At 43.1% G+C, this 15,078-nt stretch carries 13 protein-coding genes and 1 tRNA gene; 10 read left to right on the forward strand and 4 right to left on the reverse strand.

Annotation, left to right across the window (positions count from 1 at the left end; genetic code table 11):
• Positions 1 to 10 precede the first annotated feature (10 nt).
• The 4 genes from G6053_RS02465 to trmD all read right to left on the reverse strand — a co-directional run bounded on the left by G6053_RS02465 (position 11) and on the right by trmD (position 3,205).
• A complete protein-coding gene (locus G6053_RS02465) occupies positions 11 to 589 on the reverse strand; it encodes an aminodeoxychorismate/anthranilate synthase component II (protein WP_165305461.1) in 579 nt (192 codons plus the stop codon).
• Complete coding sequence (locus G6053_RS02470) at positions 576 to 869, reverse strand: chorismate mutase (RefSeq protein WP_108636257.1); 294 nt, start codon at positions 867 to 869, stop codon at positions 576 to 578. The genes G6053_RS02465 and G6053_RS02470 overlap by 14 nt, the downstream gene beginning before the upstream one ends.
• On the reverse strand, positions 866 to 2,269 hold the full coding sequence (locus G6053_RS02475; protein WP_108636256.1) for an anthranilate synthase component I family protein: 1,404 nt from the start codon (positions 2,267 to 2,269) through the stop codon (positions 866 to 868). The genes G6053_RS02470 and G6053_RS02475 overlap by 4 nt, the downstream gene beginning before the upstream one ends.
• A 258-nt stretch (positions 2,270 to 2,527) precedes the next feature.
• Positions 2,528 to 3,205 carry a tRNA (guanosine(37)-N1)-methyltransferase TrmD gene (gene trmD, locus G6053_RS02480; protein ID WP_165305462.1) on the reverse strand — a complete coding sequence of 226 codons (678 nt, stop codon included), beginning with the start codon at positions 3,203 to 3,205 and terminating at the stop codon, positions 2,528 to 2,530.
• Positions 3,206 to 3,289: 84 nt separating this feature from the next.
• On the opposite strand from trmD, the gene G6053_RS02485 reads away from it, so the two are divergent.
• The 10 genes from G6053_RS02485 (at position 3,290) to G6053_RS02530 (ending at position 15,065) form a co-directional block, all read left to right on the forward strand.
• Complete coding sequence (locus G6053_RS02485) at positions 3,290 to 4,921, forward strand: ABC-F family ATP-binding cassette domain-containing protein (protein ID WP_165309545.1); 1,632 nt, start codon at positions 3,290 to 3,292, stop codon at positions 4,919 to 4,921.
• A 122-nt stretch (positions 4,922 to 5,043) separates the two neighbouring features.
• Positions 5,044 to 5,115, forward strand: a tRNA-Thr gene (locus tag G6053_RS02490).
• 218 nt (positions 5,116 to 5,333) lie between these two features.
• Positions 5,334 to 6,845 carry a gluconokinase gene (locus G6053_RS02495; RefSeq protein WP_165305463.1) on the forward strand — a complete coding sequence of 504 codons (1,512 nt, stop codon included), beginning with the start codon at positions 5,334 to 5,336 and terminating at the stop codon, positions 6,843 to 6,845.
• A 16-nt stretch (positions 6,846 to 6,861) separates the two neighbouring features.
• Entirely contained in the window at positions 6,862 to 8,184 is a 1,323-nt protein-coding gene (locus tag G6053_RS02500; RefSeq protein ID WP_165305464.1) for a gluconate:H+ symporter, read from the forward strand.
• 272 nt (positions 8,185 to 8,456) lie between these two features.
• On the forward strand, positions 8,457 to 9,932 hold the full coding sequence (locus G6053_RS30550) for a TPM domain-containing protein (protein WP_206531858.1): 1,476 nt from the start codon (positions 8,457 to 8,459) through the stop codon (positions 9,930 to 9,932).
• Positions 9,933 to 10,095: 163 nt separating this feature from the next.
• On the forward strand, positions 10,096 to 10,701 hold the full coding sequence (locus G6053_RS02510) for a CDP-alcohol phosphatidyltransferase family protein (RefSeq protein WP_165305465.1): 606 nt from the start codon (positions 10,096 to 10,098) through the stop codon (positions 10,699 to 10,701).
• On the forward strand, positions 10,694 to 11,539 hold the full coding sequence (locus G6053_RS02515; RefSeq protein ID WP_165305466.1) for a phosphatidate cytidylyltransferase: 846 nt from the start codon (positions 10,694 to 10,696) through the stop codon (positions 11,537 to 11,539). Before G6053_RS02510 ends, G6053_RS02515 begins: the two co-directional genes overlap by 8 nt.
• Positions 11,540 to 11,719: 180 nt before the next feature.
• On the forward strand, positions 11,720 to 12,751 hold the full coding sequence (locus G6053_RS02520; RefSeq protein ID WP_165305467.1) for a patatin-like phospholipase family protein: 1,032 nt from the start codon (positions 11,720 to 11,722) through the stop codon (positions 12,749 to 12,751).
• Positions 12,752 to 12,903: 152 nt separating this feature from the next.
• Positions 12,904 to 13,659, forward strand: a complete 756-nt coding sequence (locus tag G6053_RS02525; protein ID WP_165305468.1) for an SDR family NAD(P)-dependent oxidoreductase — start codon at positions 12,904 to 12,906, stop codon at positions 13,657 to 13,659.
• Positions 13,641 to 15,065, forward strand: coding sequence for a dual specificity protein phosphatase family protein (locus tag G6053_RS02530; RefSeq protein ID WP_165305469.1), 1,425 nt, complete (start codon positions 13,641 to 13,643; stop codon positions 15,063 to 15,065). Before G6053_RS02525 ends, G6053_RS02530 begins: the two co-directional genes overlap by 19 nt.
• Positions 15,066 to 15,078: the final 13 nt, after the last annotated feature.

The following is a 15,078-nucleotide window of genomic DNA, read 5'->3' on the forward strand; positions in this document are numbered from 1 at the left end:
TATTTAGATATTAGTGTTGAAACAACCAGTTTTCAATTAATTTTTTCCCATTTGTTGTTAGTACTGATTCCGGATGGAACTGCATTCCACGCACATCATACTCTGTATGTGTCAGTGCCATGATGATGCCGTTCTCGTCTACAGCCGTAACTTTAAGTGTACTCGGCAATGTATCCTTGTTTACTGCCCATGAATGGTAGCGCCCTATTTTAGAATCTTTCGGAAAATCCTGAAATAGCTTTTCGGATTCATCGGTTACGATAATGTCTGTTGCGACACCATGCAATGGTTTTTCCATGTTAAATAAGGTACCGCCAAATACTTCGGCGATTGCCTGCTGGCCCAGGCAGATGCCTAATATACTTTTGTGTGGCGCATAGGTGCGGATCACATCAAGCAGTAAGCCCGCCTCTTCAGGAATCCCTGGACCTGGGGAAAGGAGGATTTTATCGAATGCTTCCAGCTCTTCCAGTTTGAATTTATCATTTCTCAACACCACATAGTCCTGTCCCAGTTCCTGGAGCAAGTGAACCAAATTATAGGTGAATGAATCGTAATTGTCAATGACAACGATTTTATTGTTGCTCATAACCTCTTGTTGTATAGTCCTGATTAAAGTAATTATCTATTTCCTGAAATATCGCCTGGACAAATTCTATTGGCAGATCGAATCTCTTTGCCAGTGTCACCTGATTGCTGCTGATATTTTTAATAATATGCTGCTCGTTATCTGTATCATCCTGCAATACTTTTGCCTTATGAAGATATGCTTTCCGTAGGGCTAGCAATTCAACGATGCGGTTGTCGATGGTGTCGATTGAAACATTGATATGTTGGGTATTGACACAGTATTCTAATGGTCTGATCATAACGTTTCTGCTAATTGTAATGCTTTTCGCAAAGCAGCTATTTTATTGTTGACTTCCTGAAGTTCCATTTCCGGATCTGAATCCAGTACAATTCCGCCTCCGGCCTGATAATGTAAGGTATTTTGTTTGCTCAGGAATGAGCGGATCATGATGGCATGATTGAAATCTCCATTGAAACCCATGAAGCCAATTGCTCCGGAGTAGAACGAGCGTTGCAATCCCTCATAGCGGTCAATGAGTGTCAGGGCCATATGTTTTGGTGCTCCGGACAATGTTCCGGCAGGGTAAGTATCTCCTACAATGTCAAAGGGATTGATATTGTCCTTAAGCACGCCAGTTACCTTCGATACCAAGTGGATAATATGCGAGTAATATTGTGGTTCCATATACGATTCCACTTTAACCTGGGTACAGTGTCTGCTCAGATCATTACGGGCAAGGTCTACCAACATCACATGTTCGGATGTCTCTTTCGGGTCTTGTTTTAGTCGAGAGGCAATTTTTTGGTCTTCCTCCATGTTTCCGGTTCTTTTGAAGGTTCCGGCAATAGGGAAGATGGTAGCCTGTTTGCCGTGGATGCGCAACTGAGCCTCGGGCGATGATCCGAATAGTTTAAAATCACCATAATCAAAATAAAATAGGTAAGGCGAGGGGTTAATGGAGCGCAATGCACGGTAGACATTGAACTCATCTCCCGAGAATGGTGTTCGGAAACCCCGGGATGGAACAATCTGAAAGACGTCACCGCGTTGGATATGTTCTTTCATCTTCTTGACTAGTTGACGGTGCTCCTCATCGCTACGGTTGGAACTTTCCTCTCCGGCCAATTTAAATGTGTACTCTGGGAAGTTTTTGTTCTGGATCAGGAACTGCATACGTTCCAGTTCAGACTCTTCATCTCCCAAAAGATGTTCGAAAATATACAGCTGATTACGGAAATGGTCAATGGCGATCACATATTTGTAGACGTGGTACTGCATAAACGGTATCTTGCGTGCCGGATCGACAGGTGTGGTCAGCTTGATATCCTCAAAATGCTCAATGCAGTCAAATGTAAAGTAACCGAATAACCCATTGGAGATTAAATTCAGTTCGGCAATTGTCGAATCTTCGAAAGAATTCCGGAAATCGGAAACTTCCTGGCGTAATTCGATTTCTTGTGCATTTTTGACAATTCGTTCTTTCCCGGGATAGGTTAAGGTCAGTTCCCGCTCGTCCAGCTGGATCCCTGCAATGGGTTGGCAGCAGATATAACTGATATTGTTATCACGACTATGGTAATCTGAACTTTCCAATAGCAGTGAATTTGGAAAGATATCCCGTAATCGAAGATAAATACTCACCGGTGTAGTTGTGTCGGCGAGCAACTTTCTGCTCTGTGTTTTGAATTTATACTTCATTTTATTCTTTTATTCGCTGTGATAAATTTTATACATAAAAAAAACCCGATACTGGTTAGCATCGGGTTTGGAATTTCCATAAATGGTTTTGGTTGATTATGAAATATTATGACAATACCAATTGATTCCCGATGCTTATTGCTTCAGGCCACCACCAATTTGTATTTGTATATCTTCGTGTCATTATTACACAAATTTATAAAAAAAAATAAATAAGCAAACTTTTTGTGATAAAAAAACAAAAATTCGCCTTATTTCTTAATCATTTAATAAATCGGGACGTCTCTCTTGCGTTCTTTTTAACTGTTGTTCATGCTTCCAGGTAGCGATGTTTGCTTCATGTCCACTGAGCAGAATATCGGGTACTTTGTGCCCTTTCCAGTCTGCGGGGCGCGTATAGATCGGTGCATCCAACAATCCGTCCTGGAAAGAATCCGAAAGTGCGGAGGTTTCGTCGGACAAAACTCCGGGGATCAGACGGATGATCGCGTCTGTAACAATTGCTGCCGGAAGTTCGCCACCAGACAGCACATAATCACCTACCGAGATTTCTTTTGTCACATATATATCCCTGATGCGTTGGTCTATACCCTTGTAGTGACCGCAGAGAATCATCATGTTACCCTTTGTCGAGAGCCCGTTTGCGATATCCTGATTAAAGGTTTCACCATCGGGAGTCATATAGATGATTTCATCGTATGTCCGTTCGGCCTGCAATTGTTCAATGCACTTGGCGAAAGGTTCGATCTGGAGCACCATGCCGGAACCGCCGCCATAGGGATAATCGTCCACACTTTTGTGCTTATTTGTTGAGTAATCTCTTAAATTGTGTACATATATCTCCGCGAGGCCTTTATTCTTTGCACGTTGTAAAATAGAGTGTGCAAATGGACTTTCCAAAAGGTCTGGTAAGACCGTAATAATATCAAAACGCATGGTGCAAAGATACACAAAAATGATCCATTGTCTATTTATAAGATTGATTCGCTTATCTTTGTGGCAAATTTAAGTGTACATAAAGTGATTGACGTAAATAATATTTCAGTTTCCTTTGGGGGAACGACTCTTTTTTCGGATGTATCTTTCTCGATCAATGAGAATGATAAGATTGCATTGATGGGTAAGAACGGTGCGGGTAAATCTACCTTGCTGAAAATTATCGCTGGGGTGGGCAAGCCTACGACGGGTAATGTGGCGGGACCAAAGGATGCCATCATTGCTTATCTACCACAGCATTTGCTAACAGAGGACAACGTGACGGTTTTTGAGGAAACATCTAAGGCTTTTGAGGAGGTCTATGGGATGCGCGATGAATTGGAACGTCTGAACGAGCAGTTGAATATCCGTACGGATTATGAGTCGGATGATTACATGCAATTGATCGAACGCGTGTCGGAACTGAGTGAGAAATTTTATTCGATCGAAGAGGTCAATTACGACGCGGAAGTTGAGAAGGTGCTGAAAGGGCTTGGTTTTGAACGATCGGATTTTACCAGACAGACCTCAGAGTTTTCCGGGGGATGGCGTATGCGTATTGAGCTGGCCAAGATACTATTGAAAAAACCAGATCTGATTTTGTTGGATGAGCCGACCAATCACATGGATATCGAGAGTATCCAATGGCTGGAGGATTTCTTGGTCAATTCGGCCAAGGCAGTTATTGTTATTTCACACGATAAGGCCTTTGTCGATAATATCACCAATCGTACCATTGAGGTGACGATGGGCCGTATTTATGACTATCGAGCTAAATATAGTCACTATTTGGAACTGCGTCAGGAAAGACGTCAGCATCAATTGAAAGCTTATGAGGAACAGCAGCGTTTTATTGCTGACAATCAGGAATTCATCGACCGTTTCAGAGGTACTTACTCGAAAACTTTGCAGGTGCAGTCGCGTGTCAAGATGTTGGAGAAATTGGAAATCATAGAAATTGACGAAGTAGATACTTCGGCCTTGCGCCTAAAATTTCCACCTTCACCTCGGTCGGGTCAATATCCGGTCATTGTCGAAGATCTTACAAAAGCTTATGATGATCATGTGGTATTTCAAAAAGCAAACATGGTCATTGAACGTGGAGAAAAGGTTGCTTTTGTCGGTAAAAACGGAGAGGGTAAATCCACCATGATTAAAGCGATTATGGGTGAAATAGATTTTGAAGGTACGCTAAAGGTAGGTCATAATGCCAAGATTGGTTACTTCGCTCAAAATCAGGCGGCCTTGCTGGATGGTGAACTGACTGTTTTTGATACCATCGATCAAATCGCAGTAGGCGATGTGCGTGTAAAAATGAAAGATCTTTTGGGCGCTTTTATGTTCAGTGGTGATGACACGACGAAAAAGGTTAAGGTATTATCCGGAGGTGAGCGTACGCGTCTAGCGATGATAAAACTTCTTTTGGAACCAGTAAATGTATTGATCCTCGATGAGCCTACCAACCATTTGGACATGAAGACCAAGGATATTATCAAAGATGCATTGAAGGATTTTGATGGCACATTGATCCTTGTTTCACACGACCGTGACTTTTTGGACGGTTTAGCGGAAAAAGTCTTCGAGTTTGGAAACAAACGTGTCCGTGAGCATTTTGAGGATATCAAAGGATTCTTGGAATATAAGAAAATGAGCAGTTTAAAGGATATTGAGCGATAGCATCTAAATCAACGGAGTGTAAACGTATTCTGTTAGTCTATCTCACATAATCATACGTTACAAGTTTTTGTTCAAATCCGATATTTGCGGTACAGAAATCAGAAACTTTATCTGTAAAGGAAGCTTCCTTAGCTCAGCTGGTGGAGCAACGGACTTGTAATCCGTGGGGCATTGGTTCATCTCGATAGGAGGCTCAATTATAAAAAGCGGCTTTATATAAAAAAGCCGCTTTTTTGCGTCTTGAACGAAGATTAAATCGAATCTTCAAGCTTTTTTTTCTTAATCCCAAAGTGTATGAAAGATACCTTCCTGATCAATAGGACGATGTGCATTAGGGGAAATAATTTTCTCCAGACCGGGTAAAACAACAGATAATCCGTATATTGAGTTCTCCTAAACATCAATTTTATTTATGATCATTGGATTAGACATTGGTACATCATCTGCGAAAGCTGTTGCATTTGACTGCGAAGGTAACATCTTGTCGCAGCATAGTATATCTTATCCCATATTAAACCCGTCGGAAGGCTGGTATGAGCAAGATCCGGAGATTGTTTATGCTGCATGTATTGAGTCTATTGCACATGTAATGATTGGCTTAAAGCAATCTAGTGCCGAGACACCGAAACCCGTATGCATTTCGGTGAGCAGTGCTATGCATGGACTGATCGCTGTTGACTCGGCTGGCAAACCACTTAGCAATTGCATGATATGGGCAGATCGCAGAAGTGAGGATATTGCGGTTGCTTTGGAGGCAAGTGAGGCGGGCAGGCAGCTTTATCAGCAGACCGGTACACCCATACATCCCATGTCTTTGCTTTGCAAATTAATGTGGATAAAGTCTAACGATCAAAAATTATTTGCTCAGTCGCACAAGTTTATCGGTATCAAAGAATTTCTTTTTTACCGGCTCTTTGGCGTCTATGTGGTCGATCATTCCATTGCATCTGCAACAGGGCTTTTCGACATACATCGCCTAACATGGTCTGATCAGGCGTTAAGATTGGCGGGCGTAACGGAGGAACAACTGGCATCGCCAGTTCCGGTCGATTATATTTTAAATATGCCTAGCCGAGAAATTGCGGCTTTGATGCACATTCCTGAAGATACCCCTTTTGTTATAGGTGGTAGCGATGGTTGTTTGGCTAATCTCGGGGTAGGGGCTATAAGTCCTGGAGTGGCTTCGGTAACTATCGGTACCAGTGGAGCTATTCGCGTAGCAAGTTCGCAGGCAAATCAAGAAAAAAAACAAAGGCTATTTACCTACCTACTGAGGCCAAATGAATATATAATTGGTGGCGCTGTTAACAATGGCGGTGTATTGCGCAACTGGTTTCGAGATAACTTTTTGCATGAATTTGCCCAAATGGAAACGGATGGAGATTCTTCTGCCTCGTTAAATGCTTTGGTCGAGTCCGTCGTTCCCGGGGCAGAGGGCTTGATATTCTTGCCCTATTTAACTGGTGAACGGGCACCACATTGGAATTCCAATGCAAAAGGCGTTTATTTTGGAATACAGCTGCATCATGGCAGAGCGCACTTTGCGCGGGCCATGATGGAAGGGATGTTGTTTGCAATTTACAGTGTAGGAATCGCATTAGAGGAGAACACCGGCCCCATTCATACAATCTTTGCAAGCGGCGGCTTAGCACGTTCATCGATGTTGGTGCAAATGCTTGCAGACATTTTCAATAAACCTGTATTCACCAAAAATACGGTAGAAAGCTCTGCATGGGGAGCCGCATTGATAGGCCTGGAAGCATTGGGTATACATAGGGAGGAGCCTACCGTAAAAAACAAGCAAGCGGGGGGAGCACAAGATACCGAGCACTATTACAAACCGAGTGCGGAGAATCACGCCGTATATATTAAAAACTTCCAGAAATTTGAACACCTGTACCATATATTGGAAGGTGAGTTTTAACTAGATGTAAATTATTATGCCTCTAATCATCGTTATTTTGGGAGTAGCTTTACTACTTCTTTTAGTCACTGTCGTCAGGTTAAACACGATCTTCTCGTTACTGATAACCTCTGTTGCGGTCGGTTTTGCCATGAATATGAATGCCGTCGATATCCTTAAATCTGTTGAAACCGGAGTGAGCAGTACTATGGGCCAATTGGCACTTTTGTTGGCTTTCGGGTCTTTACTGGGTAAATTGATGGCGGAAGGGGGAGCTGCAGAAAAGATTACAACGAAACTAACGGCTGTATTTGGCCGAAAGAACTTACCTTGGGCAATGGTTCTCACGGGTTTTTTAGTTGGAATTCCCTTATTTTACAATGTCGGTTTTATCGTCTTAGTACCGTTCGTTTTCATGGTATGTGCTTCCAATAAAATGCCCTTGCTTTACGTAGCCATTCCACTGCTGGCAGCGCTGTCCGTGACGCACGGTTATTTGCCACCACATCCGGGCGCTACAGCCATAGCGGTTACTTACAATGCGGATATAGGCTTGACAATGGCCTATGGCATTGTTGTTGCAATTCCTGCCATAATTATCGGTGGACCACTTTTTGGCAGAATGCTTAAGCGTATTCCGACCAACCCACCGGCCGAGTTTTTTCCTGAACACGATCAGGCAGATAGGAAAGAGCTTCCCGGATTTGCAATTAGTATATTTACGGGGCTGTTTCCAATAATTTTAATTGCTTTTGGTTCATTTGCACATCTAATATTCCCAGAAGGCTCCTCTTGGCTGACGGCACTACGTTTCTTGGGTGACCCGGTGGTGGCTTTAATGATTGCATCGCTAGTGGCGATGTACACGATGGGTATCCGCCAAGGTAAAAGTTTGCGGGAGCAGTCAGAAAGTGTGGAAGAAGCAATTCGTGGGATAATGATGATCCTTTTTATCATTGCAGCATCAGGCGCCTTCAAGCAAATTTTGGTAGATAGTGGTGTAGCCAACTACATCGCAGACCTAACCGCAGACCTGAGCTTGTCGCCTCTTGTGCTTGCATGGTTAATAGCCGGCATCATTCGCCTAGTGATCGGTTCGGCAAGTGTTGCTGGACTCACGGCAGCGGGCATTATGCTCCCCATTGTGCAAGCAGGAAATGTTACTCCTGAATTAATGGTACTAGCGACGGGAGCAGGCAGTCTCATGTTCTCACACGTCAATGATCCGGGGTTTTGGATGTTTAAATCTTATTTTGGAGTGAGCATGAAGGATACGTTTCGCTCATGGACGGTGATGGAAACGCTCGTTTCTGTTGTTGGATTGATCGGTGTCTTGATTTTACATTGGCTTGGCCATTGACAACGAATGGGAAAGTATCATATCATTTTTAAAGTTGCCGCAAGACACGCTCCATGAACCGTTGCTGTAAAATAAATCTAGTTCATTAGCTCAACAAAACGATTATATGAAGTAATCGCAAGGATATACATGAATAGCTCAAACGAATATTGAATTATACAGGCCCATGATCAACCAATTATGGGCTTTTCTTTGATGGAAACGTTTGTTTGATTTTTTTTTCTTAATATCGTGACAATGAACCGAATTTTATTGTTCTAGTTGTCTAAAATATGCATAGATCACATCCACTCTATATCTTTATTTTACTTTGGCTAAGCTGCTGTTTGAATGCTGCTCCGGTGTTGGCCCAGTATACCGTTGATAATATTCCCAGTCCGAAGCAGAGGGGGCAGGACTATTTTGTATCCAATCCTGATGGGATTTTGTCATCGGGTACTGTAGCTGAACTGGATGGTTTATCCGCACAGATTGAGGCAGCTACTAAAAGTGAGTTTGCCATTGTATTGGTCAATGACTATGTCGGTGACAGCGATTTTGAATTTGCACTCAAATTATTTAATACCTGGGGTATCGGTAAGAAGGAAAGTAACAATGGTTTATTATTGTTTATTGCCAAAGACCGGCGGGAATATCGCTTTATTACGGGTTATGGGATGGAAAGTACCTTGCCGGATGCCTATTTAAAGCGGATCGGTGAGAAGTATCTCGTACCAAATTTTCGAAATGGAAATTATGATCAGGGCGTTCTTGATGCTTCACAGTTTATCAAAGCGATCCTGATGTCGCCTGATAGCAAGGCTGAATTGGAGCGCCTGATGCCTGAGGCAACTCCGATCTGGAGCTTCAGCAGTCCTATCCTGCGAAATTCACTTTTGGTACTGGCTTTATTTGCCATTTGTTATATCTGGCTGGGAGAGGTGACCCGCGCGATAAAAGGGCAACTGACCAAGAAAAGTAAGTATTTCCCACCACTGGTCAGCGGCTGTGGTTGTATGGGGATGTTGATGTTTGCCAGTGTGTTTATATGTGCTTTTGCATTGAACAACTTTGAAGTCGTTTATCAATGGAAAAACCTTCCTTACTTTATTTTTATATTTGGCAGTATCACATTGGCGATGAAATATAATGCGAGTCGTACGCAGATTGTTAATTCTTATCGCGATGAGGAGAATATCCAGCAAGCTCTGCGTAAATTTCGCATTTGGGGACTTGTTCCTTTACTGTTAAGTCCTTTAGCACTGTTTGATCTCTTTGGCATAAATAAACGGATCCGAAGGAATGAACTTAGACTGACTCCTCCGGATGATTCGGGAAGCTGGTTACGGATGAATAAGGATGATGTATCTACCCGAGAAAGCGCTTACTTGGATAAGGGACAGCTCATGGAGGAGAGAATTGGCAGTCGATCTTATGAGATCTGGGTAAATCAGACAAGCAATGAAATCAAACTGGTTCCCTGGGATGAAAACGCAGGCTATATGGATTGTCCGCAATGCCATTACCATACGTTTGAAACGGGGCTTTCACATACGATCCGATCTGCAACTTACAGTTCGCAGGGGTTGGAGGAACGTTTTGATAAATGTAAAAACTGTGGTCACCGTGTGTCTCATGGCGAGCATACCATACCCGTTAAAGTACGGTCTTCATCGAGCAGTTCTGGGGGTGGCGGGTCAAGCAGTAGTGGCGGAGGCAGCTTTGGCGGTGGATCTTCAGGTGGTGGTGGTGCTGGCGGAAGATGGTAATATGTGATTTAGGAGCAAAAAAAAAGGTTTTCAAACGGGGAGAATGAAAACCTTAAATAACCAATTATAAACCTAAATTATGATGATACAAATATAGTGTATTTATTACACTATGCAAAATTTTTTTAAAAAAAATCAAAAAAATAAGTTACATAGTGCATATATGATTTCTGTTTATAAATTAAAACCAAAGTTTCAGCAGTTATTGATGCCGATTCTGACCTTCTTACATCGGAAAAAGGTAACGGCCAATCAGATTACGATTGGCTCAATCGCTTTGTCTTTGGTTATTGCGGTACTGTTCTGGTATGCCGATCGGATGCCAATGTTGTTTTTGGCATTGCCAATCGGTTTATTATTTCGCATGGCCTTCAATGCACTGGATGGTATGATGGCCCGTCTTTTTGATCAGACGAGTAAGAAAGGTGAAGTCCTGAACGAGGTGGGCGATATTGTCTCCGATGTCCTGATCTTCTTTCCCTTGCTGAAATTTCATCCCGAGCGTTTATACCTGGTGGTTGGTTTTATTGTCTTGAGTGTGATCAATGAATTCTGCGGGCTGATTGGAAAGGTTGTCGCCAATGACCGTCGTTATGATGGACCCATGGGCAAAAGTGACCGTGCGCTGCTGCTTGGGGTATACGGGATTTTGAGTTTATTGCATGTTTCGATAACTGCATTGTCGGGATATATTTTTGCTGTGCTATGCTTGTTATTGGCCTTGAGTTCAATAACACGATTGAGAAAGGCATTGGTGATACATGAGTGAAGTCTCCAATCCGAAGGGCAAGTTTGCTGACGTACCTGTCCGAGTCAGAAGCTGGGGCTATATTGTACTCGTACTGGCGATTGCTTTCGTTCCACAAACAACATCTTTGCTGTTTGTTTCTTGGATTACCTTCCAGGGCATGCGCGAATTTATGAAGATGTTTGTGCCAAATTTTGGTCCTGCATTGCCCTTTGCTATTTTCGCTGCTCTATTGCAATTGCTACTTTTAATCTACTGCTCGTATGGAGCTTACTTGTTATGGGCTGCACTGTTGTGCATAGGGATTGGGCTTTTTTTTCGGTTGGAACAGAAAACAACGGTGAGCGCCGCGATCGGAATGACTTTTGGAGCGGCTGCCTGCTTGCTTGCATTCAGCCAGCTGACCTTTATCCGGACGGTCGAAATCCATCAGGATGAACTAATGGGGTTACGGCTCGTGGCCTATATCATTGTTTTAACAGAACTGAACGATGTATTCCAATACCTCATGGGTAAATTCTTTGGTAAACGAAAGATCGTGCCGCGTATCAGTCCAAACAAAACTGTTGCCGGATGTATCGGTGGTATCGGGCTAACTGTAATTTTGAGTAATATCTTGGGCTATCTGTTGTTGCCATTAGGGGATTTTATCTGCTTTTCGTTGCTTGGCTTGCTCTTTGGTACGTTAGGATTTTGTGGTGATGTGCTTTTCTCCTTTTTGAAACGCAAGACGGGAGTCAAGGATACGGGGACATTAATCCCCGGACATGGCGGATTACTGGATCGGATAGATAGCCTGGTGTTTAATGCACCTGTGTTCTATGGTTTGATTTGTTTGATAGAAATGACGAATTTGTAATGGTTTTATCAAGTGGGTGATTATCATCGAAATCGTAAAATTTATAATTATTATGCTGCGATCAGTGGTCCGATAGCTTGCTTACGAATGGAGAAAAATGACGTCAATCTATCAAAGGTTAAAAACTGTAATTAGGCCCCGGCCTTGTAAAAGCATAAACTCATATTTAATAGCTCAGAAATGAATTATCAACGGGCAGTTTTATTTTCAGGAGGTGGTACTCGTTTTGGCTTATACTTGGGAATGTATGCCGCGTTGGAGGAACTGGGATTAAAACCGGATCTACTGATTGCTACCTGTGGTGGATCGTTGGCCGCTGCGATTATTCAGGCTTTTGCAAGGGATTTAGAACGGAAATCTTATCTCCAATCCGAAGAGTTTTATCGCTTCTTCTGTGGACATCAACTTACACAGCAGCGTCATCTGGGCAAGCTGGGTTGGTATGTGTTAAGAAAGCAATGGGATAAGAGAACTGCTCCTTATCTGGAAGATGTTTTTGATCGTTATCTGGTCAAGATGGAACATGATCTTTCACCCTTATTACCGACTTTGAACCGTCCATTTTCGGAGGAAATACCGGCGATTATTATTGGTTCGAAAATGCTTTTTGACCGCTCAGCAGTTGGAGAGAGACGGGGCGAACGTAAGCTCTACCAGAAAGTCCTGATGGGGAATACCACTGCTCTATCAAACGTAAGTCTGGATAATATCCAAATTCAAGGTGAAAATTATGGACAAAGTGCTGTTGCTCCTGCGGTAGCAATAAATTCAACGGTAACCTTGTTGGAAGCTGTTCGTATTTCCATGTCCGATATGTTTTATATTGAGCCAATACAGCGGAATGGAGAATATTATGCCGGTGGAGCCATTGATCTGGTACCTGTAGAACTGGCGCAGTCTTTGGCAGCAGAAGTAATCTGTGAGTGCAAGCAGAGGTATAAATTTCAGGAGGAGGGATTGGTCAGAGCGGTATTGGGCTTCAGCGGAAACCAACGCCTGCGGGATATTGATCAGCAATTTCAGGGTCTCCGATGGATCGATACAAGGGATGCTGCGGAAAAGTTAGCAGGAAACTATTGCAGAAAAGACATAGATTGGCGTAGATTTGAAATAACATTGTCCCTTCCGGCAAGTCTGGATGAATTTGCGGTTGCGATGGAAGCGCAGTGGAATTATGGATATCGCAAGGCGATGGAACTGCGGATGGCGTAGTACACGATGTTTCTGGGTAATGGTTCTTGGAAGTATTTATCGTGTAATACGGGATCTATTGGAGAGTTTAGTTGGCATACATCGAAAGTTTATTTGTTTGACAGGATAGCCCGATCAAGCGGGTAATATAATCGCTATTTTTTTTGTATAAAATGAAGGTATTTATCGCAGGCGGAACAAGCGGAATAGGTTTGGCACTAGCACAATGCTACCTCCAACAAGGGGCTGAAGTTGCTGTATGTGGTCGAGACCTTTCAAAGTTGACCAATCAAGCGACATTCGATGCGCTCATCAAGTTTGAAGTGGATGTATGTAATCGGGACGTATTGGCTGATGCCGTTAATTCTTTCTGTGATCATGGGACATTGGATCTTTTTATCAATTGTAGCGGAAGTTATGCCGATGATGTGGCACTGCGCATCAGTTATGAAGAGGCAAGTGCGATGCTCCGCGTCAATATGCTGGGTACCCTGAACTGTTTTGAAGTCGCCCGCGAAGCCATGCGTGGACAATCAAAGGGGCAGATCGCAACAATAGCATCCGTCTCGGGGACGCTGGATTTTCCAAACTCAAGTTTGTACAGCAAAACAAAGCGGGCTGCAATTCAAGTGGCTGATGCCTACAGAAGGGCATTGCTTCCGTATGGGATTGCGGTGACAGTCATCGCACCGGGGTATGTGGATACAACCAAACTGCGCGAACTTAATCAGCAGGATCTCTCCAAAAAGCCCTTTTTGATCAGCGTGGACGATGCCGCGCAACGCATCTTAAAAGCGATACAGCAAAAGAAAGAAATCGTGATTTTTCCGATGCGCATGAAATGGCTGATGGGATTTTTAGGCCTGCTTCCCCATGTATTATTAAGTAAAATCATGTTTAGGAAAGCCAAATGGATGAAAAACGATTAAAGAAGGTAGGTGGGCAGCTCCTTGTTGCCATTTATTGCCTGTTGCTTTTTCAACTTACCTATCCTTATGCAGCAGGCTACGCCTCCAGTTTAGTTGTGGTGTCTTCCTTTGTATTCGATTTTGAACAGTATATTTCGTTCGTTCCATGGATGATCCTACCTTATATGAGTAGTGGACTGTTTTTTTGCTTCGTGCCGTTTTACTGTCGACAAAAAGGGGAGCTCCTGTGCTATGCAAAGCGATTTACGTTTGTTACCCTGATTGCGGCATTGTGCTTTCTCCTTTTTCCGTTGCGGTTTTCTTTTGACAGACCGTTGGTTGAATATCCTTTGTTTACTATTTTCTTTTCCTTCTTAAAGGAATATGATTCGCCTTTTAATCAGGCACCCTCCCTGCATGTCGCTTATGCCTGTCTTTTTTGGTCGGTGCTGCGTTGGAAGTTCAACGGTTGGAAGAAAATAATCTTGGGCATCTGGCTTCTGTTGATGGGCTTAGGAACATTGACCGTATATCAGCACCATGTGATCGATCTATTGACAGCTTGCATACTCGTTCAGTTCAGTTTTATCCTCTTTCCGAATGCCATTGAACAATCGGTACAAGGGGAGGCTATAGGTCAAAGCAGGGGGCGGAACGAAGAGAAAGCTGAGAAATCGGGCATTGATACCCAAAATCTTGATAGTTGTCGTCCGGTAGTCAGAAACCAACAACTAGCGAATAGTTATTACCTTATTGGGTGGATATTCATGCTACTGGCGCTGCTTTGCGAGGGATATTTATTGCCGCTGATTGTTTTTGCTTGGGTAGCCTTCGTCTGCTTTGCGGTTGGTTACAATTACCTGCGCAGTAATACGAGGTTTTTAAAGGATCATCGAGGTCGAATACCGCTGATTAAGAAAGTATTTTACGCTCCTTACCAATTTGCGTACCGGTTGATGTGGCGTTTTTTTAGAAAGAAAAATAATCCGCCGCTGATGGAGTTATTGCCCCGTTGTTATGTGGGGCCAAGGTTGAACGCTTCGGAACTTATAGGCTTGGGATTGGATCGCAATCTGGTTGTTTTTGACCTTGCAGCTGAGCTGGAGGAGGTAAAACTCTTAGGTGCCATGGAAAAGTATTATTCTTTCCCTTTGCTGGATATTGCGGAGATCGATTTGCATCATGCCCATGTGATCATAGACGCTATGGTATCCGCTTACCGCAAAATGAACGAACATGAAAATATGGTCATTCATTGTACAATGGGTTATAGTAGGAGCATGATTTTTGCTATTCTGATGACGCAGGAATTATTATCTTTAGATTTAAATAAAGCTATTGGTCGGGTGAAGTCGATCAATAGGCATATGATGTTACAGGTTCATGCGATCCAGCTGATGAAAATTATCGTCGCGGGCAGATCGTGATCAAAAAGGGTGG

Source organism: Sphingobacterium sp. DR205 (assembly GCF_011064245.1).
Taxonomy (GTDB): Bacteria; Bacteroidota; Bacteroidia; order Sphingobacteriales; family Sphingobacteriaceae; genus Sphingobacterium; species Sphingobacterium athyrii.

Bases quoted from the DNA above. Each gene is read 5' to 3' on its own strand.
- G6053_RS02465 (WP_165305461.1), bottom strand. From the start codon at position 589: ATGAGCAACAATAAAATCGTTGTCATTGACAATTACGATTCATTCACC.
- G6053_RS02470 (WP_108636257.1), bottom strand. From the start codon at position 869: ATGATCAGACCATTAGAATACTGTGTCAATACCCAACATATCAATGTT.
- G6053_RS02475 (WP_108636256.1), bottom strand. From the start codon at position 2,269: ATGAAGTATAAATTCAAAACACAGAGCAGAAAGTTGCTCGCCGACACA.
- trmD (WP_165305462.1), bottom strand. From the start codon at position 3,205: ATGCGTTTTGATATTATTACGGTCTTACCAGACCTTTTGGAAAGTCCA.
- G6053_RS02495 (WP_165305463.1), top strand. From the start codon at position 5,334: ATGATCATTGGATTAGACATTGGTACATCATCTGCGAAAGCTGTTGCA.
- G6053_RS02500 (WP_165305464.1), top strand. From the start codon at position 6,862: ATGCCTCTAATCATCGTTATTTTGGGAGTAGCTTTACTACTTCTTTTA.
- G6053_RS30550 (WP_206531858.1), top strand. From the start codon at position 8,457: ATGCATAGATCACATCCACTCTATATCTTTATTTTACTTTGGCTAAGC.
- G6053_RS02510 (WP_165305465.1), top strand. From the start codon at position 10,096: ATGATTTCTGTTTATAAATTAAAACCAAAGTTTCAGCAGTTATTGATG.
- G6053_RS02515 (WP_165305466.1), top strand. From the start codon at position 10,694: ATGAGTGAAGTCTCCAATCCGAAGGGCAAGTTTGCTGACGTACCTGTC.
- G6053_RS02520 (WP_165305467.1), top strand. From the start codon at position 11,720: ATGAATTATCAACGGGCAGTTTTATTTTCAGGAGGTGGTACTCGTTTT.
- G6053_RS02525 (WP_165305468.1), top strand. From the start codon at position 12,904: ATGAAGGTATTTATCGCAGGCGGAACAAGCGGAATAGGTTTGGCACTA.
- G6053_RS02530 (WP_165305469.1), top strand. From the start codon at position 13,641: ATGGATGAAAAACGATTAAAGAAGGTAGGTGGGCAGCTCCTTGTTGCC.